Source organism: Rossellomorea pakistanensis (genome assembly GCF_016908495.1).
Taxonomy (GTDB): Bacteria; Bacillota; Bacilli; order Bacillales; family Bacillaceae_B; genus Rossellomorea; species Rossellomorea pakistanensis.
The window spans coordinates 200,530-218,296 of the sequence record NZ_JAFBDZ010000003.1; the positions used below are offsets into that span (position 1 = coordinate 200,530).

Genomic DNA, 17,767 nt, shown 5'->3' on the forward strand with positions numbered 1-17,767 from the left:
GCCTTCGTGGTTCTAGTAAAGTCGTGAACTATCTTTTAATACAGTCATGAAGCTTTACAAGGTGCTTGCGCTTTTCTAAGTGAGAAGGGGGGGATGATGATGGCCGTAACGATTAAGGATGTTGCGAAGTTAGCAAATGTAGCACCGTCTACCGTTTCGAGGGTTATCGCCAACAATTCCCGAATAAGTGAAAAAACAAAGCAAAAAGTTAGGGAAGCTATGAATCAGTTAGGTTATCACCCAAACTTCATTGCTAGAAGTCTTGCCAATCAGTCCACACAGGTTCTAGGATTAGTTCTTCCAGGGTCAGCTGATAAATTTTTTCAGAATCCCTTCTTTCCTACGGTTTTGAGAGGGTTAAGTGAGGGGGCACATGAAAAGCAATATGCGCTGCAAATGACAACAGGTCAGAGTGATGAAGAAATCTATGATGGAATCGTTCAAATGGTTCAAGGCGGAAGAGTTGATGGAGTGGTACTATTATACTCAAAAGTAGAAGATAAGGTCATGATGTATTTACGAGAGCGTGGATTTCCTTTTGTGATGATAGGAAAACCATTTAAATACTCAGAAGAAATTACCCATGTCGATAATGATAATTACCGTGCTACTAAAGGGGCAACAGATTATCTGTTGAATTTAGGGCATCAGCGAATTGCCTTTATCGGTGGTGATTTAAATCTTGTCGTTACTGTCGAAAGGCTACTGGGGTATGAGAAGTCCTTACGAGATGCAGGTATTGAATTAGTGAATGAATACGTCATTCATGAAGAGTTTTTACAAGAGGGTGGAAAGGAAGCTGTGAAAGAATTAATGCAGCTAGCACAACCGCCAACAGCGATGGTAGTGGCAGATGATTTAATGGCATTAGGAGTTTTGAACACTCTTCATGAAATGGAGATATCTGTTCCTGATGATATTTCGATTGTGAGCTTTAACAATGTTTTACTTTCAGAAATGTCACGGCCGCCATTAACATCTGTTGACATTAACATTTTTGATTTAGGTTATCAGGCAGCAAAAAGCCTGATTCAAAAGATTGAAGATCCAAAAGATCCAATTAAAAGAATTATCGTACCTCATGAAATGGTTGAGCGCTTTTCTTGTAGTCAATATAAAGATCAAGATCATTAATACAAATCCCAATGTAGTAATCTTAGTTCTTGATTACTTTCATTGGGATTTGATTGTATTTAAGATGCAAAGCTTCCTAGCCGGTATTTTTTTCTGCTTTTGACTTTAACCGTTTACAATGGTTCCACCGTTAATGTGAATGATTTGACCATTGATATAGGATGAATCATGACATGCCAGGAATACATAAGCTGCACCTAATTCGAATGGTTGTCCAGCCCTCCCTAGCGGAGTGTTTCCTCCAAAAGTTGCAACCTTATCGGCTGAAAAAGTGGATGGGATTAATGGTGTCCAGATTGGACCTGGAGCAACACCATTGACTCTTATTCCTTGTGAAGCCAGAGAGAGTGAAAGTGAGCGGGTAAAGGAAACAATCGCTCCTTTTGTTGATGAATAGTCAATCAGCTGCTCATTGCCTTGATACGCAGTAATAGAAGTCGTATTTATAATCGCTGCTCCCTTATTAAGGTGAGGAAGAGCTGCTTTTGTTAAATAGAAATAGGAATAAACATTGGTTCGAAATGTTTTCTCAAGCTGTTGTGCAGAGATATCCAATAAACTATCTTGTGGGTGCTGTTCCGCAGCATTATTAACAAGAATATCTAATTTCCCGTAGTGCTCCACTGTGTTTTGGATTACTTCCTTACAATATGTGACACTACCTAAATCACCAGAGAAAAGGATACAGGACTGTCCCTCTTGTTCGATGAGTCTCTTCGTATGTTCAGCATCTTTATGCTCTTCTAAATAAGCAATAGCAATGTCTGCTCCTTCTTTAGCATAGTAAAGAGCAACAGCTTTTCCAATCCCGCTATCCCCTCCAGAAATAAGGGCTATTTTTCCTTTGAGTTTGCCGCCAGGTTTATATTGTTCATCCATATGCTGTGGATAAGGATTCATTTTTTCTTCCATACCCGGTTGATGATGTTGATGCTGTGGAGGAAATGTTTGCTTTGAATTTTGGTTTTGTGTCAAGAATGATCCTCTCCTTATGTTTTGAGTTTTATTAAAACCATCAGAGTTATAGGGTTTAATACTTAAAATAGTGTTTACCCATTCAATAATTTTATTAATCATGTATATAATGTGGGGAATTATGGAGGAGAAGAAAAATAAGAAAAGCAGTTACCTGAAATATGGAAACTGCCCATCAATCTACTATTTTGTTTTTTGTATCATGTCTTCTGCCTTGTAACCGACAATGTTTAGTAAATCCTTTGGAGAAGAGTAGGGGGGCGAATAAGAGGTTTCCAAAGCTTGTAGTTCATGAACAGGAATTCCCCCGTAAATAGCGGTGACTATTACGTCAATTCGTTTATCAACACCATCCCCACCTACGATTTGAGCACCATAAATTTTCCCATCTAATGGATTAAAATGAACTCTAATATATACATATTCAGCTCCAGGATAATACCCAGCGTGTGATTTCCCACTGTGTTCAACGGTTTTATACTCCATTTCCATTTGGTTGAGTGCTTTTTCACTTAAACCGGTAGCAGCTACAGTTAAATGAAAAACCTTTGCAATTGAGGTCCCTAACAAGCCTTTAAATGACACAGGTTCACCGGCAATATGCTTTGCAGCAATATAGGATTGTCTATGTGCTGGCCACGCAAGTGGAACTCTTTTGGGTGTTTGTAAATGAAAATGAAAAGTTTGAATCGCATCCCCAACAGCGTAAATGTTTGGATCATTTGTTTGCATGAACTCATTAGTGACAATTCCACCTGTCTCGCCAATTGTAAGACCAGCTTTTTCAGCTAGATCGACTTTTGGTTTTACACCAACAGCAAAAAGTAAAAAATCGACCTTGAGTTGTTCTCCTGTTGATAATTTTAAAGTTCGGTCAGATTCAATCCCTTCTAATGAAGAGTTTAAAAGCAAATGAACTCCATTTTCTTTCAGGTGTTCATGCAAATGCTCAGCCATAGATGGATCAATCATCTTCATGACCTGTTCTGATCTTTCGATGACATGTACATCCAATCCTATTTGTGTAAAGTTTTCCGCCATTTCTAAACCGATAAACCCGCCACCAACAATGGCACAGCTAGATGGGGTATGTTCATTGATATACTGTTTTATATAATCCATATCCTCAATATTTCTTAAGGTAAAGGATGGAATTATCCCAATTCCTGGTAGGTCAGGTACAAAAGGATAGGCTCCGGGTGCAAGAAGGAGCTTGTCATAACTTTCTTCATAAAGTTCTTCTGTTTGCAGATTTTTAATCGTTAATATTTTGGAAGGACGATTGATGTCAATGACTTCATGTCTGGTTCTTACTTCAATATTTTTTTTCTCTTTAAAGGATTGAGGAGTAGCAGCGAAGAGAGAGTCACGTTCTGTGATAATGTCCCCGATGTAGTATGGCATTCCACAGTTGCCGAAGGATATGTATTCATCTTTTTCAAACATGATGATGGTGGATTCCTTATCAAGCTTTCTAATTTGCGAAGCAGTAGTCGCACCACCAGCTACACCGCCTATAACTAAGATTTTTTGTTTCATACGTTCACCTCAAAAAATTGGTTAGATTATAAAGTTTATTCTAATAGTCTAAAACAATGTAAAGGAATCATTCTGTTAGTTAAGAAAATGAATAAAGGCTCTTTTCTTAATCATTGTTACTTTTGTTCAATCATAAACATCTTACATCATTTAATACTAGTGGAACATTTATTACTTTGACGGAAAGATGCCCCGAAGCCATAATCATTACGGGTTTCTATTCTTGTTCGAAAAGCAACAACCTATGCGAAAACAGTCTTAAAAAAAATACCGAATGAGTATATCTTACCCATTCGGTGATTGATCAAACCTTCATTTAGTAGATAGATTTTATCTGAAATTGACAAATTGAACATCGATATTAAGATCGGCCTCTTTAACTGACGCCATAATTTTTTGAAGGTCATCTTTACTTTTACCTGTGACTCTAACTTGATCATCCTGAACTTGACTTTTCACTTTTAGTCCAGAATTTTTAATTAGGGTATTGATTTTTTTTGCGTTTTCTTTATCAATACCTTGAGCAATTGTTGCTCTTTGTCTTACTGTTCCTCCTGAGGCGCCTTCAATTTTTCCATAGTCTAAATTTTTTACAGGGACATTTCGTTTAATCAGTTTACTTAGTAGAACATCTTTTAATTGATTTAATTTGAATTCATCATCTGAAATTAAAACAAGCTCTTCTTTATCTAACTTTAAATCACTTTTGCTTCCTTTAAAATCATATCGGTTCTGAATTTCTTTTAAGGCGATATTAATTGCATTGGTTACTTCTGTAAATTCTACTTTAGAAACGATGTCGAATGAATTTTCCTTAGCCATGCTTATTCCCTCCATATGTACCGAAATCATTAATACATTCATTATAAGCATGGACGTCATTCATATTCAAGAAAAAGAGGCATCCTATTCAAGTTCGGATCCACATATAGAAGGTTCCCTGTAATTCTTCTATATGTGGTTCCGGTAAATCGGTTCGGGATCGCCTCTTATATGTGGTCAGTTTTTTTAGAGTACTGGTTTTTTCCTGCTTTACGATTCTTTTCTTTCATCATGTTTTTCTCATGATGCAATGCTTGGTTATCTTTCGGTTTTTTATCATTATCTGATGTATGCGACATAAACTTAACCTCACTTTTTATTAAGGGTAAAAATATCTTCCCCTTTAGAGGTCATATTTATGTTGATTTTGGTGATTGATTTGAGAAAAAAATTGCTAGGGTCCCTGGCCCGGCATGTGCACCAATAACAGAGCCAATTATGTTAACGTAAATTTCTTTTGGATGAAATCTTTCTTGAATGAACTGTTTCATTTCTAATGCTGATTCCTCATCATCACCATGGCTTATCCCAATAATCTGTTCAGAAAGGTCCACACCACGTTCGTCCATGAGTTCGAGAATTCGCTTTAATAATTTTTTTCGACCACGGATTTTTTCGATTGGAATAAGCTTTCCATCATCAACGTGAAGAAGAGGCTTAATGTTTAATAGTCCACCTAGAAAAGCAGAAGCCCTGGAAACTCTGCCGCCTTTAGCGAGGTATTCTAAATCTTCAACAGTAAAAAGATGTTCCATGTGTTGACATCGAGTGGTTGCTTCACTTACAATACTTTCCTTTGATGCACCATTCTTTATCATTTCTACAGCCTGTTTAACTACAATCCCAAGTCCGAGGGAAGCACATTTCGAATCAATAATCGTTAGGTCAAGTGTAGGGTATTGTTCTTTAACCTGATCTCTCACCATCACGGCAGTCGAATAAGTACCTGAAAGCTCAGATGAAAAGGCAATATAGATGCCACTATTTCCACTTTTTGCGAGGGTTGTAAATAGTTCTTCAAAGAGCTGAGGAGAAGCCTGGGATGTTTTAGGGATTTTCCCAGCTCTTATTTCATTAAAAACTTCATTTGGTTGGATATTAATCAAGTCTTCGTAATTATTTTCATCAATATGTACTCTTAGAGGGATTAATGTGACATCATTTTCTTCAAAATAAGCAGAAGGTAAATCACAAGCACTATCGGCAAATAAATTAATTTTCATCACGTTCACCCTTTAATATTGGTATTTACATTAAGTCTAGCTATTTTTTGAAAAAATGACAATATTATAGTGTTACTTTTAAAATTTGGGATAAATAAAGGTATGGCTTATTATAAAAAAGAGGAGGATTGTATATGACAAAAGATAGAGTTTGGCTTGAAACCAAAGTATTTACGGTTGTATTGATAGGAGCATTCATAAATGCCATTGCCATGAACTTATTCTTAATTCCTGCAAATGTGTATGCTAGTGGATTTACAGGAATGGCTCAATTATTAGCGAATATCATTACTGAATATACACCATTGACGTTATCAACCGGTATCTTATTGTTAGCGCTAAATATTCCGGTAATTATTATAGGATGGGTAAAGGTAGGTAAGTCTTTTACGGTATACAGCTTCATATCAGTTGTGCTTACATCATTTTTCTTAGAACTCATACCAGTTATTCATCTTTCACCAGATATTTTATTAAACGCTGTCTTTGGTGGAGTCATTGCAGCCGTTGGAGTCGGGATTACCCTTAAATGGGGGGCATCAACAGGTGGTATGGACATTATCGCAATGATTCTTTCAAGAATGAAAGATCGTCCAGTCGGTACATATTTCTTTATCATGAACGCAGTCATTATTATTACAGCAGGAATGTTATATGGTTGGGAAAAAGCGTTATATACCCTTGTAACGCTATATGCTTCCACAAGGGTCATTGATGCTATTCATACTCGTCATGAAAAATTGACCGCGATGATTGTAACAAAGAAAACGGATGAGTTACGGAAGGCGATTCATGCCAAAATGGTTCGCGGAATTACAACGGTTCCTGCAAAAGGAGCATATACAAATGAAAATAAAGAAATGATGATTATCGTCATAACCAGATATGAATTATTTGAACTAGAGAGGGTTATTAAGGAAGTCGATCCACATGCATTTACAAATATAGTACAAACAGCGGGAATATTTGGCTTTTTTAGAAAAGATTAAATTATAATGATAGACAAATAATAAAGGTGAAAATTCATATATTGAAAGGAGTCTCACCTTTGAAAAAAATAGTACTGCTGATTGCTATCTTCTTTTTACTTTTGCCTTCTCAAACAAATGCTAATATGAAGGAGGATACTAATATGCTCTGGGAAGTTCGGGTTACTCCTACTGCCGAAAGTGTTACTTTTGAATTTGGCCTGTATAATCCTTCAGATAAAGGAAAGACCGTTCAATTTCAATCAAGTCAGATTTATGACTACGTGATTAAGGATGCAAAAGGGAATAAGATTTTTCAATTTAGTGATGGAAAAGCATTCTTACAAGCTATCCAACATGTCCGTATAGAAGGAAAAGAAACGAAGAAATGGAAAAGTACTTGGGATCTTAAAGTAAATGGAAACCGTATTGAAAAAGGTATTTATACAATTGAAGCAAAGCTAATGGCCCATAGTGTAAATGATAAGCCAATTAAATTTAATAATATCGCTAAAGAAAGCTTTACTGTAGAAGAAGAAAATCTTACTTTTAGAAATATTGAGGTGAACAAAGATAAAGGAAAAGTAATAATCGATGGTGAAGCGAAGGTGAAAAGGGGAAGCTTCTATTATGCAGTAGAAGATGGTCACGATTATCTGGTAGGGGAAACATTACTGAAGGTTAAAAAAGAATCACCAAATTGGACGAGATTTTCTTTTTCGTTTCCGCTTATTCCAAAATCAGACTCTTCTCAAATACTGTCCCTTTATGAGCGTGATGAAAGGGACGGCAAAATCATTAATACCTATTCCGTTGACTTAGAATAAACGAACAAAGGGGGTGTCCCACTAAGGTGTTAGAAGCCTCTCTCAAATATAGAAAATCTTCTATATTTGAAATTTGGTTCAGGACCTTGGAGGGACAGCCCCTATTGTTTTATAAACTTTCGAGCTCGTCTTGTAATTGATGAAGTTGCTGCTGCTCTGCAGCGGTAGAATTCGCATAGGCAGATGATAAAGCATTTTTAGCCTTTGCTTTTAAATTCTGCCTATCATTTTCAGAAGCATTTTTAGCCATCATAACGGATTTACGTGCTTGTTGATATAATGGATTCCCCATTATTCAACTCCCCCAAGCGAAGATTCTTTAACGTATTCCAATTTCTTGGCCTCTGCTTCTGCAAGTGTTGTGTGATAAGGTATACGGTCATCGTGCTTGCTTACAGCAATTTTCCCTTGTTGGACAAATCGTCTCGATTTATTGCTTCTGCTTCTACCCATAACTAACACACCCCTTATTACGAGCTTTATGAACACCATGTGTTCTTTAGCTTTATGAACACCATGTGTTCTTTAGCTTTATGAACACCATGTGTTCTTTGTTAGTATGGTTCAGTTAAAGAGTTCTTACCATATGAAAGATTTCCATGTCTTCCAAACAATTAAAGGTTTAATCGCTCCTTAAGGAAAACAGAAATTCCATCTTCTTCATTACTTAATGTAATTTCATTTGCAATATTCTTAAGGGGTTCAATGGCATTCCCCATTGCTACGCCTACACCTGCATATTCGATCATCTCAAGGTCGTTATCCTCATCTCCAAAAGCAATGATTTTATCAGTTGAAATATTTAAAAAGCTGGCTGCTTTTTGTATGCCAATCGCTTTGTTTAAACCGCTACGAACGATTTCAATGACATGCCATGGAGCTGCCCACCTACGATGGTCGATAACTTCAGCATGAACTTCATTTAAATGCTTACGAATCTCCGCTACCTGATGCTCTTCTGCATGGATCAGCATAGAAGTTGGGTTATCATTTAAAAAGTTTCTAATGTCCCCAGTAGTTACATTAGGTTCACCAAAGTTAAACACATCAATTAATTTCTCATCATGGTAGTGAAAATAAACATCGTCCATCACTTCTGCAATAATGTTTAGAAACTTAAAATCCTGACAGGCCTCAACAATTTCCTTTGCGACCTTCACATCCAACGGTTCATGGTGGATGCCGAATTCTGGATTTGAAGGATGATGAACAAAGGCCCCATTAAAATTAACAATTGGAGTCGTTAATCCAAGCTCTCTATAATAGATCTCACTGGCTCTATAAGGGCGACCAGTAGCTATCATCACTTCATGCCCTTGTTCTTTTGCTTTCTTAAGTGTATGAAGAGTAGTGGTCGAGATTTTTTTATCATCTGTTAATAAAGTTCCATCTAAATCTAATACAATTAAATGACGTTCATGACTCATTCAACATGTCCCCAATCTATTCAGTGTCTAATTACAGTTTATATGTTTAGAAAAGTATAAGTCCACCATGTTAAACTAATTAGAATAAATTTTAACAATTAATTAATACACGATTAAAAACACTTAAGCTGTATAGGAGGAAAAATTGTTGATCACCATAGAAGAAAAATCAGTTGAACATATAGAATTTTTACAAATAGCAAAAACGGTAAAAATAAACGAACCTTTACCTGCTATTATCTTCATACACGGCTTCACTTCTGCAAAAGAACATAATTTACATTATTCTTATTATCTTGCGGAAAAAGGCTTTCGGGTACTACTTCCAGATTGCTTATACCATGGATCACGATCAGAAAAGTTGGATGAAAGAACCTTGAGTTTTCAGTTCTGGAAGATTGTGACTAAAACCATTGATGAAATCTCTCTTTTAAAGGAATACTTACAAGAACAAGGTTTAGTAGAAAATGGACGTTATGGGCTTGCAGGGACTTCAATGGGAGGAATCATTACCTTAGGGGCCATGCGTCGATATGCATGGATTCGTGCTGCCGTAAGTCTTATGGGAAGCCCTGTATATGAACAGCTAGCCCGTTTGCAAATTCAATATATTGAGAAAAAACATGGAAGCCTTCCGATTACAAAAGAGCAACTTGAGGAGCAAATTGAGCATATTCGTCAATACGATCTAAGTCAACAACCAGACAAACTAGCGGAAAGGCCACTTTTATTCTGGCATGGAAAACAAGATAATGTTGTCCCATATGCCCCTACATATAAGTTTTATGAAAGTATACTCCCGCATTATGAAAAAAATGAGGACAAACTTCAATTTATCTCTGGTGAACTTGAAGGTCATAAAGTAACAAGAGAGGGAGTACTAAAAGCGACAGAATGGTTTGATAAATATTTATAGGATCTGTGCTTTGTGTATTTTAGAGTCATTTGTTACTATGAATATATCGAATGAATAAGGAGTGAATCGGGATGGATCAAGATCTAAAAGATAATTTGATGGGTGCTCTAGAACAAGTAGTTGACCCTGAATTAGGAATCGATATAGTCAACTTAGGATTAGTGTATGATGTAGAATTAGAAGAAGATGGAAAAGCAATTGTCACGATGACACTTACTTCTATGGGGTGCCCGCTTGCCGGCACGATTGTGGATCAAGTAAAAGCAGCACTAAGCGATATTCCAGAAGTTAAAGATACGGAAGTAAATATTGTTTGGAATCCTCCATGGAGTAAAGACAATATGTCACGTTATGCTAAAATTGCATTAGGTATTCGATAAAGAAAAAGCTGGCTTGCATGCCAGCTTTTTCTTATCGTTTTGAATATAATAATGAGCCTGTTTTAATCCAGTGGAAGTCCACTTAGATTTGAAAAAAAGTTGAAATTTGTCGATTGGCCAAAATATTTTAATTCTAGACAAATTAACTCTTATCTTGGACAAAATAAAGTATCGGACAAAGGATCGTCTCTATTGGACAAATAAATAGGAGATGGCTTGCTAACGGATAAGCATAGGTTTAGAAATTAGATGTATTTCATACGAAAGCTGTGCAAAACAGTTGCAATTAGCGAAAAAAGAGAACTTAAAGTGTTCGAGCTTCAATTTTTCACTGCCATTACTTTGACTGCATAAATTTATGAGCCTAAATAGCCATTATATGGCGTAATGAAAAGAACCTTTAGCTAGTCTATGGTAATAACCTACGCGAATGAATTAAAACGATTCATGAAATAGTAAGAATGTAGCCATGCTTTTAGGAGGGGAAATCGATATGGGTCAACAAAGACATTTTCGTAATGGTGAAAAAGCTCCTAATAATGGAGTATATATTGAAGTTGGTGAAACAGGGAGTAATGTTAAAAACCCTAAAAAAATCAAGCTAAAAGCCGGTGATCGTTTTCCTGAGAATGCCAATGATAATCGTCACTGGACATATAAGAGAAAGCCATAAGGAATAAATCAGTAGTAAAGTCATTCTATAGACGGATGGCTTTACTTTTTATAGAAAATAAAGTACAAAAGTAATCCTTTCTTTATGACAGTATCAGCAAATTTGAATTCAGTCTGCTTGCTCTTTTCTTATTAAAACTTATAATGAAGATAAAGGTCAATATTGGTCAAAAGGAGGATGCTAACGTGAATATCGATCAAATGACATACAAAGTACAAGAGGGCATAGGTGGAGCGCAAAAAATTGCCGTCGATTTTCAACATACAGAAGTTACTGTATTTCATTTATGGAAAGCACTACTTAATCAAGAAGATAACTTATTAACAAGTCTCTATAAACGTCTAAATTTAAATGTTCAACATTTAATTGATTTTATATACAGTGCCTTAGAGAAAAAACCGTCTGTTAGTGGTGAAGGGGTGACGTATGGTCAATATTTTTCAGCTGATTTACAACAACTATTACAAAAAGCGGTATTGATTCAAAAGGAATTCAATGATGATTTTCTTGCCGTGGAGCATCTAGCACAAGCCATCATGAAGATGGATAAGCATGAATTATCTATATTTTTACATAAAAATGATGTTACAAATGACCGCCTTAAAGAAATGGTTATCGATATGAGAGGAGGAGAAAGAGTGACCACTCAAAATCCTGAAATCAAATATGAAGCCTTAAAAAAATATGGAAGAGACTTAGTAAAAGATGTGAAATCAGGCAAGCTCGACCCAGTCATAGGTCGTGACCAAGAAATACGTCAGGTGATTCGAATTTTATCAAGAAAGACAAAAAATAATCCAGTTTTAATCGGTGAGCCTGGTGTAGGGAAAACAGCAATTGTTGAAGGATTGGCTCAAAGAATCGTTCGAAAAGATGTTCCCGAAGGCTTAAAGGATAAAACCATTTTCGAATTAGATATGAGCTCGCTTGTAGCAGGAGCTAAGTTTCGCGGAGAATTCGAGGAGAGGCTTAAAGCCGTTTTAAATGAAGTAAAAAAGAGTGATGGCAGAATTATATTATTTATTGATGAACTGCATACAATTGTTGGCGCAGGAAAGACAGAGGGGGCAATGGATGCAGGAAATATTTTAAAGCCTATGCTTGCTAGAGGGGAACTCCATTGTATTGGCGCAACAACTTTAAATGAACACCGTAAATATATCGAGAAGGATCCTGCGCTCGAGAGACGGTTCCAGCAGGTTATGGTAAACGAACCGAATGTCGAAGATACGATTTCTATTTTAAGAGGACTTAAAGAGAGATTTGAAATACATCACGGAGTCAATATTCATGATCGTGCGATCGTTGCCGCTGCTACTCTTTCACATCGCTATATAACGGACCGGTTCTTACCGGATAAAGCGATTGACCTAGTGGATGAAGCCTGTGCAATGATACGGACAGAAATTGACTCGATGCCAACTGAATTAGATGAAGTAACAAGAAAAGTGATGCAGTTGGAAATAGAAGAAGCTGCATTGAAAAAAGAAAGTGATCAAGCAAGTAAAGAAAGATTAGCCATTCTTCAAGAAGAATTAGCAGCCCTTAGAGAGAAAGCCAATGAAATGAAATCAAAGTGGGAAACAGAAAAAGCTTCTATACAAGGACTTCAAGAAAAAAGAGAGGAACTTGATATATTAAGGAGACAGCTTGAAGAGGCAGAAGGTAATTATGACCTTAACAAAGCTGCCGAGCTTAGACATGGGAAGATACCTTCTGCGGAAAAGGAACTTCAAATACTCGAGAAAAAAATGATGGAAGAACAGGATACCCGTTTATTAAGGGAAGAAGTAACTGAGGATGAAATCGCGAATATCGTTGCTAGGTGGACAGGTATTCCTGTTCAAAAGCTGGTAGAAGGTGAAAGAGATAAATTATTGAAATTAGAAAGCATTTTACATGATCGAGTCATTGGACAAGATGAAGCAGTACAGCTTGTGAGTGAAGCGGTCATAAGGGCGAGGGCAGGAATTAAAGATCCAAACAAACCAATAGGATCGTTTATTTTCTTAGGTCCTACTGGAGTAGGAAAAACAGAATTAGCCAAAACTCTCGCGGCGACATTATTTGATAGTGAAGAACAATTGATTAGGATTGATATGTCTGAATACATGGAAAAGCATGCTGTTTCAAGGTTGGTAGGAGCTCCTCCTGGATATGTAGGCTATGAAGAAGGTGGGCAATTAACCGAGGCAGTCAGAAGAAAACCTTATTCGGTAATACTACTTGATGAAATTGAAAAGGCTCATCCTGAGGTTTTTAACATTTTATTACAAGCGTTAGATGATGGAAGGATTACCGATTCACAAGGAAGAACAGTAGATTTTAAAAACACGGTCATTATTATGACGTCAAATATTGGCTCCCAATATTTATTAGAGTCGGTAGGAAGTATTAGTAAAGAAACAGAGGAGCTCGTCATTCAGCAATTAAGAACAAATTTCCGACCTGAATTTTTAAACCGTGTCGATGACATCGTTCTCTTTAAACCACTTTCTATTGAGAACATGAAAGGCATTGTGGAGAAATTGCTGGGGGAATTAAGAATGAGGCTTTCAGAACAGCATATTGAAGTGGAATTATCGGATAATGCAAAGGAGTATGTTGTCAAATCTGCCTATGATCCGGTATATGGTGCAAGGCCATTAAAAAGATACCTTCAAAAGCAAGTAGAAACGCTTTTAGCGAAGCAGCTTATAAAAGGTACTATTAAGCCGTACGATAGGATTTTAATTGATTTTAATGACGAATCGTTTGTGATTAAGAAAGAAAATTAAACGTTGTCTTTGTGTTCTTTTACTTAAGTTCGTGGAACGGTCCCGGACAATGAAGGGAACACTCTTGGCTAATCGAACCAAAAAAAGGTGTCCAGATGGACACCTTTTTATTAAGGCTGTTTTCACATAGATTGTTGCTTTTCGTACCAGAATAGAAACCCTTAATGATGAAGGTTTCGGAGCATCTCTTTCATCAAAGCAATAAATGATTGAATGATTTAAGATGTTTGTGACTGACTAAAAGTAACAAAGTTTACGAAAAGAGCCTTTATTAATGATCAAAATCTTCTACAGGATCATTAGGAATTAATGCGCTTAGTACAAAAATTAGGATTGTTACACCAACAGCAATAATTGCTCCTGTTTCAAAATGAAATGTTGCTCCATTCATTGAACTAACTACATAAGTTGTCATTTCGATGAGCAAGAAAGCCCAAAAGAATGTCCAAAAATATCTCATTTGCTGTCACCTCATTTCAATATCTATGTAATAAAAGCAGTCACCACACACGTTATAGGGGATAACAGCCTTAAAGCCATAATAGTTAAGATTTGTATGACGAAATCATTGTCTGTTTTATAGTATCACAGAGCTAAGCAATAATAAATATTTTTATTAAAAAGATGAAAACCTTTTCTTTTTTTGTCATATAAAAGTCATGAAAGTATTTTGTAGAAGGAGATGCTCTGAATAAAAACTTGTTTTACCATAGCTGTGCAATGCCCTGTGCATTAGAACATTAACTCTCTGCTGGGCTGAGGTTTGGTAAATCGAAAGTTTGGGTTATTTATATACAGGTAGCTTTTCTTAAAAATGAGAGAAAAATAGGCTAACCTCCATGCATTTTTTATTTACAGTCATATGTTATTATGACTCACTATGTGAATAAGGAGGTTTCCTAATGAAGCATCGTAGTTTTCAACTTGAGCAACAATGGTGTATGATTCACTATCCTGAAAGACCAAACGGGTTCGGTGTTATGATTTTAGGCGATTATCATCATTATGTCGATAATAATAGCAGCTTCTGGCTTCAGCAGGAAGCGAGAAGTCCAATTATTCGGGCGCTAAATGATAACGGGTATTTTGTGTTTTATTCCAATCTATTTGGAGCTAACTGGGGAAGTGATCGAGCTGTCCAGCTTGCTAAAAGGATGTATCAGTATGTGAAGAGAACCGAAATTATGAATTCGAAAATTCATATCTTAGCAGATGGGATGGGAGCTTTAGTCCTTCGGAAATTGTATCCTATGCTTAGAAATGATTTACGATCGGTTGTCCTTTATTCCCCGTGTGTATCCCTTTATGAACATTATCACCAAGAAAAAGAGCAAAAGTTTTTCTTTAAAAAATTACAAAAAGAAATTTCCCAAGCAAATGAAATAAATGAAAAAGACTGTGAACAATGGATAAATTTCTATCAAGGGGATTATCTAGACTTTATGAGTTATTCGATTCCTCTTTATATGATTCAATGGGTTTCGACATCGCGTTATAAAAAACAATTTCCATTCATAAAAGAAATATATAAAGATAGAATGAAGAAGGAGTATTTAACAGACTTATTTTTTCTATTGCCTGAAAAGAAGAGTACGATTGGAGGGAAAATCACCTCCTATTTCCAAAAACATGAATATGAATTATAGAGAGATGGGGGACTGACGATGAATCAAGCTGTTGTGTTAGCTGCTCAAGAATTTCTGGGTTTTGAAATCTGTTCTAGCTTATTAGAATGTGGCTATGAAGTAAAAGCATTTGATCAAACTGAAGATCTGGCAGCGAAATGGTTAGAAATTGGGAGAAATGCAAATATTCAATATTCCTCAATGAACAATGTACCTGACCTATCCAAGAAATTTGATGTTTATTTACCTATATATGATTTAATTAACCAAGACAAGCAAAGTAAACTATATGAATTTATTAAAGGGTTTATAAAAGAAAAGGAAGGATTGATTTCAAATACCATTATGGTTTTTCCTTTAAATGAAAGGGAAAAAGATAAGGATAACCCAGGAGAACAAATAAGAGGTTTCTTTAGAAATCTAAATACCTCTATATCTACTTATTATCTCCCAACCCTTTTTGGCCCTTATCAGCCAAAGGAATATTTATTTCAAAAAATATTAACGGAAGAAAACACGGAATGCCTCAATCAGTTTATCGATGATCCGATTTCCGTTATCTATGTTAAAGATGCTGCAGATGTTATTGTGAATCATGATAAAGGTGAAAAAGACTATCTGCTGCTTTCTAGTATAGAAGATAGTTGGAAAAAGGCTTTATCTAAAATCCATTCATCCTCAGAGCTATATGTAAATAAGAAAAGAGAAATTCCGTCAGACCTAGAGGTTTTAAAAGTGAAACCTTCCCTTACATTTCAAGAGGTATTAGATCTTCAGAGAAAATCCTTCTAGGTAAAGAATGGTACGGTTGACGAAATTTCTCTTTTCAACCTTTGTTTTGAAAGGTAGAATAAAAGAGTCTATTGTTTGGACAAGCCTAACGATAAAGAGTGAAGCCTGGCTTCATTTGTCGTCTAAGGGGAGTGGCTGCATATGATCAAGCATATTTTGTTGGGAATAATGTTTTTGTCAGTATTACTAACGGGATGTTCTAATCCGATAATGGAAGAAAAACTTCCTAAGGTAGGGCTTCTTGTGGCAGAAACAGTTAGTGATCAAGTTTGGGGTACGAAAGGGTATAAAGGGTTATTAAAAATTCAATCTAAACATGATTTAGATGTTTTTTATAAAGAGGGGATTAAATCAGAATCAGCAATAAAAAAAGCCGTTGAAGAATATAACGAAAAAGGAATTACTCTTATATTTGGGCATGGAAGTGAATATGCAGAGCCCTTCAATCAGCTTGCCCAAGATTATCCTGATATTCATTTTGTTAGCTTTAACGGTGATGCTAAAGAAAAGAATACCACAAGCTATAAGTTTGAAGGATATTCTATGGGATACTTTGGCGGGATGACTGCTGCACATCAGAGTAAAAGTAAAAAAATTGGAATTATCGCTGCATTTGAATGGCAACCTGAGGTGGAAGGATTTTATGAGGGTGCCAAATTTATTAATGAAGAGATTGAGATCCCCATTCTTTACACACAAGATTGGGATAATGATGAAAAGGCGCTTCAAAAATTAGATGAGCTATTGAATCAAGGGGTAGATGTTGTATATCCTGCTGGAGATGGATATAATGTTCCTGTTATTGAAAAGCTAAAGGAGAATGGGCTTTATGCGATTGGTTATATTTCAGATCAATCAGATTTAGGAGAATCAACCGTTTTAACTAGCACTGTTCAACATATTGAGCGACTCTACGAACTAATAGCGGATAAGTATATTGGTGAAGAACTTCCATCGGGAAATGTAACGGTTGATTTTCAAGATGGGGTTATTTCAATGGGTAAATTTAGTCCAGAGGTTAATGAGTCCTTTCAGCAAAAAATAAAAGAGCATATTGAAAAGTATAAACAGAAGGGGACATTACCAAATGAGGAGGAAACGAAATGAATCAAGATAAAAATATGGAATTTATGCAAATCGCAATGAAATACCTTCCGGAAGCAAAAGAACAATTAGATCAAGCAGGGGTAGAATTATCTATGGAAATGATTCAACCTTTTATGCAATTATTTACGAAAGTTATGAATGAGGCTTATGAATTAGGAAAACAAGATGCTTTGGCAGATAAATAATTGATAAAAGAAGAGGCTTAACACACTGTTAGCCTCTTTTTGCTATTTTGATATCACTTGAAAAAGCTCTTAATAAATGGTGAAACCTGACTCCATAAAGGCTTAAGATCACCAAGAGATGCCAATATTTGATCCAACTGCCCAAAGATGTCATCATTATTTGGTTCAGGTAAATCCTTTCGTTCTTCTTCCTTAAACGGACTTTTTAAAGAGTTACTCATTAAGCGATCAAAGGGATGTTCCTTGCTTTCCGCTTCATACTCCTTCATCTTAACATCTCTCCTATGCACTTTTACTATAAACTATGCAGTAATGTTTAAATGCGACTGGGTCAAGTATACCGATTTTAAAACAAACACAGGCTATAAAAAGAAAAATGATTGAAGTTTTTAGCCAA

General features: G+C 36.0%; 21 protein-coding genes. 11 read left to right on the plus strand and 10 right to left on the minus strand.

Features of this window, described 5'->3' with window-relative positions; genetic code table 11:
- The first annotated feature begins 99 nt into the window (after positions 1-99).
- Entirely contained in the window at positions 100-1,134 is a 1,035-nt protein-coding gene (locus JOC86_RS14875; protein ID WP_205173708.1) for a LacI family DNA-binding transcriptional regulator, read from the plus strand.
- Between the two features lie 105 nt (positions 1,135-1,239).
- Here the strand turns inward: JOC86_RS14875 and JOC86_RS14880 are convergent, their stop codons facing one another.
- The 5 genes from JOC86_RS14880 to JOC86_RS14900 all read right to left on the minus strand — a co-directional run bounded on the left by JOC86_RS14880 (position 1,240) and on the right by JOC86_RS14900 (position 5,693).
- Entirely contained in the window at positions 1,240-2,109 is an 870-nt protein-coding gene (locus JOC86_RS14880; protein ID WP_239587628.1) for an SDR family oxidoreductase, read from the minus strand.
- A gap of 183 nt (positions 2,110-2,292) precedes the next feature.
- The gene (locus JOC86_RS14885; protein WP_205173710.1) at positions 2,293-3,648 is read right to left on the minus strand and encodes a CoA-disulfide reductase; all 1,356 of its coding nucleotides are present in this window, start codon (positions 3,646-3,648) and stop codon (positions 2,293-2,295) included.
- A 330-nt stretch (positions 3,649-3,978) separates the two neighbouring features.
- Entirely contained in the window at positions 3,979-4,470 is a 492-nt protein-coding gene (locus tag JOC86_RS14890; RefSeq protein WP_205173711.1) for a YajQ family cyclic di-GMP-binding protein, read from the minus strand.
- 167 nt (positions 4,471-4,637) lie between these two features.
- Positions 4,638-4,769, minus strand: a complete 132-nt coding sequence (locus tag JOC86_RS14895) for a DUF3941 domain-containing protein (protein ID WP_205173712.1) — start codon at positions 4,767-4,769, stop codon at positions 4,638-4,640.
- A 57-nt stretch (positions 4,770-4,826) separates the two neighbouring features.
- Positions 4,827-5,693 carry a DegV family protein gene (locus JOC86_RS14900; RefSeq protein ID WP_205173713.1) on the minus strand — a complete coding sequence of 289 codons (867 nt, stop codon included), beginning with the start codon at positions 5,691-5,693 and terminating at the stop codon, positions 4,827-4,829.
- A 134-nt stretch (positions 5,694-5,827) separates the two neighbouring features.
- On the opposite strand from JOC86_RS14900, the gene JOC86_RS14905 reads away from it, so the two are divergent.
- Both JOC86_RS14905 and JOC86_RS14910 read left to right on the plus strand, forming a co-directional pair.
- Positions 5,828-6,682: a YitT family protein gene (locus JOC86_RS14905; protein ID WP_205173714.1), complete on the plus strand. Its 855-nt coding sequence runs from the start codon at positions 5,828-5,830 to the stop codon at positions 6,680-6,682.
- Between the two features lie 59 nt (positions 6,683-6,741).
- Positions 6,742-7,488 (plus strand): BsuPI-related putative proteinase inhibitor, encoded by a 747-nt coding sequence (locus JOC86_RS14910; RefSeq protein WP_205173715.1) that lies wholly within the window; start codon positions 6,742-6,744, stop codon positions 7,486-7,488.
- A gap of 109 nt (positions 7,489-7,597) precedes the next feature.
- On the opposite strand, the gene JOC86_RS14915 is transcribed toward JOC86_RS14910, so the two are convergent.
- The 3 genes from JOC86_RS14915 to JOC86_RS14925 form a co-directional block, all read right to left on the minus strand.
- A complete protein-coding gene (locus JOC86_RS14915) occupies positions 7,598-7,780 on the minus strand; it encodes a DUF3813 domain-containing protein (protein WP_205173716.1) in 183 nt (60 codons plus the stop codon).
- Entirely contained in the window at positions 7,780-7,941 is a 162-nt protein-coding gene (locus JOC86_RS14920) for a hypothetical protein (protein WP_205173717.1), read from the minus strand. Before JOC86_RS14920 ends, JOC86_RS14915 begins: the two co-directional genes overlap by 1 nt.
- Before the next feature lie 161 nt (positions 7,942-8,102).
- Positions 8,103-8,915, minus strand: coding sequence for a Cof-type HAD-IIB family hydrolase (locus JOC86_RS14925; RefSeq protein WP_205173718.1), 813 nt, complete (start codon positions 8,913-8,915; stop codon positions 8,103-8,105).
- A gap of 148 nt (positions 8,916-9,063) precedes the next feature.
- Between JOC86_RS14925 and yjfP the strand changes: the two genes are divergently transcribed.
- The 4 genes from yjfP to clpB all read left to right on the plus strand — a co-directional run bounded on the left by yjfP (position 9,064) and on the right by clpB (position 13,661).
- The gene (gene yjfP, locus JOC86_RS14930) at positions 9,064-9,831 is read left to right on the plus strand and encodes an esterase (protein ID WP_205173719.1); all 768 of its coding nucleotides are present in this window, start codon (positions 9,064-9,066) and stop codon (positions 9,829-9,831) included.
- A 71-nt stretch (positions 9,832-9,902) separates the two neighbouring features.
- The gene (locus JOC86_RS14935; protein WP_205173720.1) at positions 9,903-10,211 is read left to right on the plus strand and encodes a metal-sulfur cluster assembly factor; all 309 of its coding nucleotides are present in this window, start codon (positions 9,903-9,905) and stop codon (positions 10,209-10,211) included.
- A 493-nt stretch (positions 10,212-10,704) separates the two neighbouring features.
- A complete protein-coding gene (locus JOC86_RS14940; RefSeq protein ID WP_205173721.1) occupies positions 10,705-10,884 on the plus strand; it encodes a YjzC family protein in 180 nt (59 codons plus the stop codon).
- A 185-nt stretch (positions 10,885-11,069) separates the two neighbouring features.
- Positions 11,070-13,661: an ATP-dependent chaperone ClpB gene (clpB, locus tag JOC86_RS14945; protein WP_338021764.1), complete on the plus strand. Its 2,592-nt coding sequence runs from the start codon at positions 11,070-11,072 to the stop codon at positions 13,659-13,661.
- Positions 13,662-13,932: 271 nt separating this feature from the next.
- Here clpB and JOC86_RS14950 read toward each other — a convergent pair whose 3' ends face one another.
- Positions 13,933-14,121 carry a YjzD family protein gene (locus tag JOC86_RS14950; protein ID WP_205173722.1) on the minus strand — a complete coding sequence of 63 codons (189 nt, stop codon included), beginning with the start codon at positions 14,119-14,121 and terminating at the stop codon, positions 13,933-13,935.
- 442 nt (positions 14,122-14,563) lie between these two features.
- Between JOC86_RS14950 and JOC86_RS14955 the strand changes: the two genes are divergently transcribed.
- The 4 genes from JOC86_RS14955 (at position 14,564) to JOC86_RS14970 (ending at position 17,370) form a co-directional block, all read left to right on the plus strand.
- Positions 14,564-15,307 carry a hydrolase gene (locus JOC86_RS14955; RefSeq protein ID WP_205173723.1) on the plus strand — a complete coding sequence of 248 codons (744 nt, stop codon included), beginning with the start codon at positions 14,564-14,566 and terminating at the stop codon, positions 15,305-15,307.
- 18 nt (positions 15,308-15,325) lie between these two features.
- Complete coding sequence (locus tag JOC86_RS14960) at positions 15,326-16,078, plus strand: hypothetical protein (protein ID WP_205173724.1); 753 nt, start codon at positions 15,326-15,328, stop codon at positions 16,076-16,078.
- Between the two features lie 141 nt (positions 16,079-16,219).
- Positions 16,220-17,185: a BMP family ABC transporter substrate-binding protein gene (locus tag JOC86_RS14965; protein ID WP_205173725.1), complete on the plus strand. Its 966-nt coding sequence runs from the start codon at positions 16,220-16,222 to the stop codon at positions 17,183-17,185.
- Positions 17,182-17,370 carry a ComZ family protein gene (locus JOC86_RS14970; RefSeq protein WP_205173726.1) on the plus strand — a complete coding sequence of 63 codons (189 nt, stop codon included), beginning with the start codon at positions 17,182-17,184 and terminating at the stop codon, positions 17,368-17,370. The genes JOC86_RS14965 and JOC86_RS14970 overlap by 4 nt, the downstream gene beginning before the upstream one ends.
- 53 nt (positions 17,371-17,423) lie before the next feature.
- On the opposite strand, the gene JOC86_RS14975 is transcribed toward JOC86_RS14970, so the two are convergent.
- The gene (locus JOC86_RS14975; protein WP_205173727.1) at positions 17,424-17,639 is read right to left on the minus strand and encodes a hypothetical protein; all 216 of its coding nucleotides are present in this window, start codon (positions 17,637-17,639) and stop codon (positions 17,424-17,426) included.
- Positions 17,640-17,767 lie beyond the last annotated feature (128 nt).

Excerpts from the sequence above, each read along its gene's own strand:
- JOC86_RS14900 (WP_205173713.1), bottom strand. The coding sequence starts at position 5,693 with ATGAAAATTAATTTATTTGCCGATAGTGCTTGTGATTTACCTTCTGCT.
- JOC86_RS14975 (WP_205173727.1), bottom strand. The coding sequence starts at position 17,639 with ATGAAGGAGTATGAAGCGGAAAGCAAGGAACATCCCTTTGATCGCTTA.
- JOC86_RS14940 (WP_205173721.1), top strand. The coding sequence starts at position 10,705 with ATGGGTCAACAAAGACATTTTCGTAATGGTGAAAAAGCTCCTAATAAT.
- JOC86_RS14905 (WP_205173714.1), top strand. The coding sequence starts at position 5,828 with ATGACAAAAGATAGAGTTTGGCTTGAAACCAAAGTATTTACGGTTGTA.
- JOC86_RS14895 (WP_205173712.1), bottom strand. The coding sequence starts at position 4,769 with ATGTCGCATACATCAGATAATGATAAAAAACCGAAAGATAACCAAGCA.
- JOC86_RS14950 (WP_205173722.1), bottom strand. The coding sequence starts at position 14,121 with ATGAGATATTTTTGGACATTCTTTTGGGCTTTCTTGCTCATCGAAATG.
- JOC86_RS14920 (WP_205173717.1), bottom strand. The coding sequence starts at position 7,941 with ATGGGTAGAAGCAGAAGCAATAAATCGAGACGATTTGTCCAACAAGGG.
- JOC86_RS14890 (WP_205173711.1), bottom strand. The coding sequence starts at position 4,470 with ATGGCTAAGGAAAATTCATTCGACATCGTTTCTAAAGTAGAATTTACA.
- JOC86_RS14955 (WP_205173723.1), top strand. The coding sequence starts at position 14,564 with ATGAAGCATCGTAGTTTTCAACTTGAGCAACAATGGTGTATGATTCAC.
- JOC86_RS14960 (WP_205173724.1), top strand. The coding sequence starts at position 15,326 with ATGAATCAAGCTGTTGTGTTAGCTGCTCAAGAATTTCTGGGTTTTGAA.
- JOC86_RS14925 (WP_205173718.1), bottom strand. The coding sequence starts at position 8,915 with ATGAGTCATGAACGTCATTTAATTGTATTAGATTTAGATGGAACTTTA.
- JOC86_RS14935 (WP_205173720.1), top strand. The coding sequence starts at position 9,903 with ATGGATCAAGATCTAAAAGATAATTTGATGGGTGCTCTAGAACAAGTA.
- JOC86_RS14875 (WP_205173708.1), top strand. The coding sequence starts at position 100 with ATGGCCGTAACGATTAAGGATGTTGCGAAGTTAGCAAATGTAGCACCG.
- JOC86_RS14970 (WP_205173726.1), top strand. The coding sequence starts at position 17,182 with ATGAATCAAGATAAAAATATGGAATTTATGCAAATCGCAATGAAATAC.
- JOC86_RS14915 (WP_205173716.1), bottom strand. The coding sequence starts at position 7,780 with ATGGGGAATCCATTATATCAACAAGCACGTAAATCCGTTATGATGGCT.
- JOC86_RS14885 (WP_205173710.1), bottom strand. The coding sequence starts at position 3,648 with ATGAAACAAAAAATCTTAGTTATAGGCGGTGTAGCTGGTGGTGCGACT.
- JOC86_RS14965 (WP_205173725.1), top strand. The coding sequence starts at position 16,220 with ATGATCAAGCATATTTTGTTGGGAATAATGTTTTTGTCAGTATTACTA.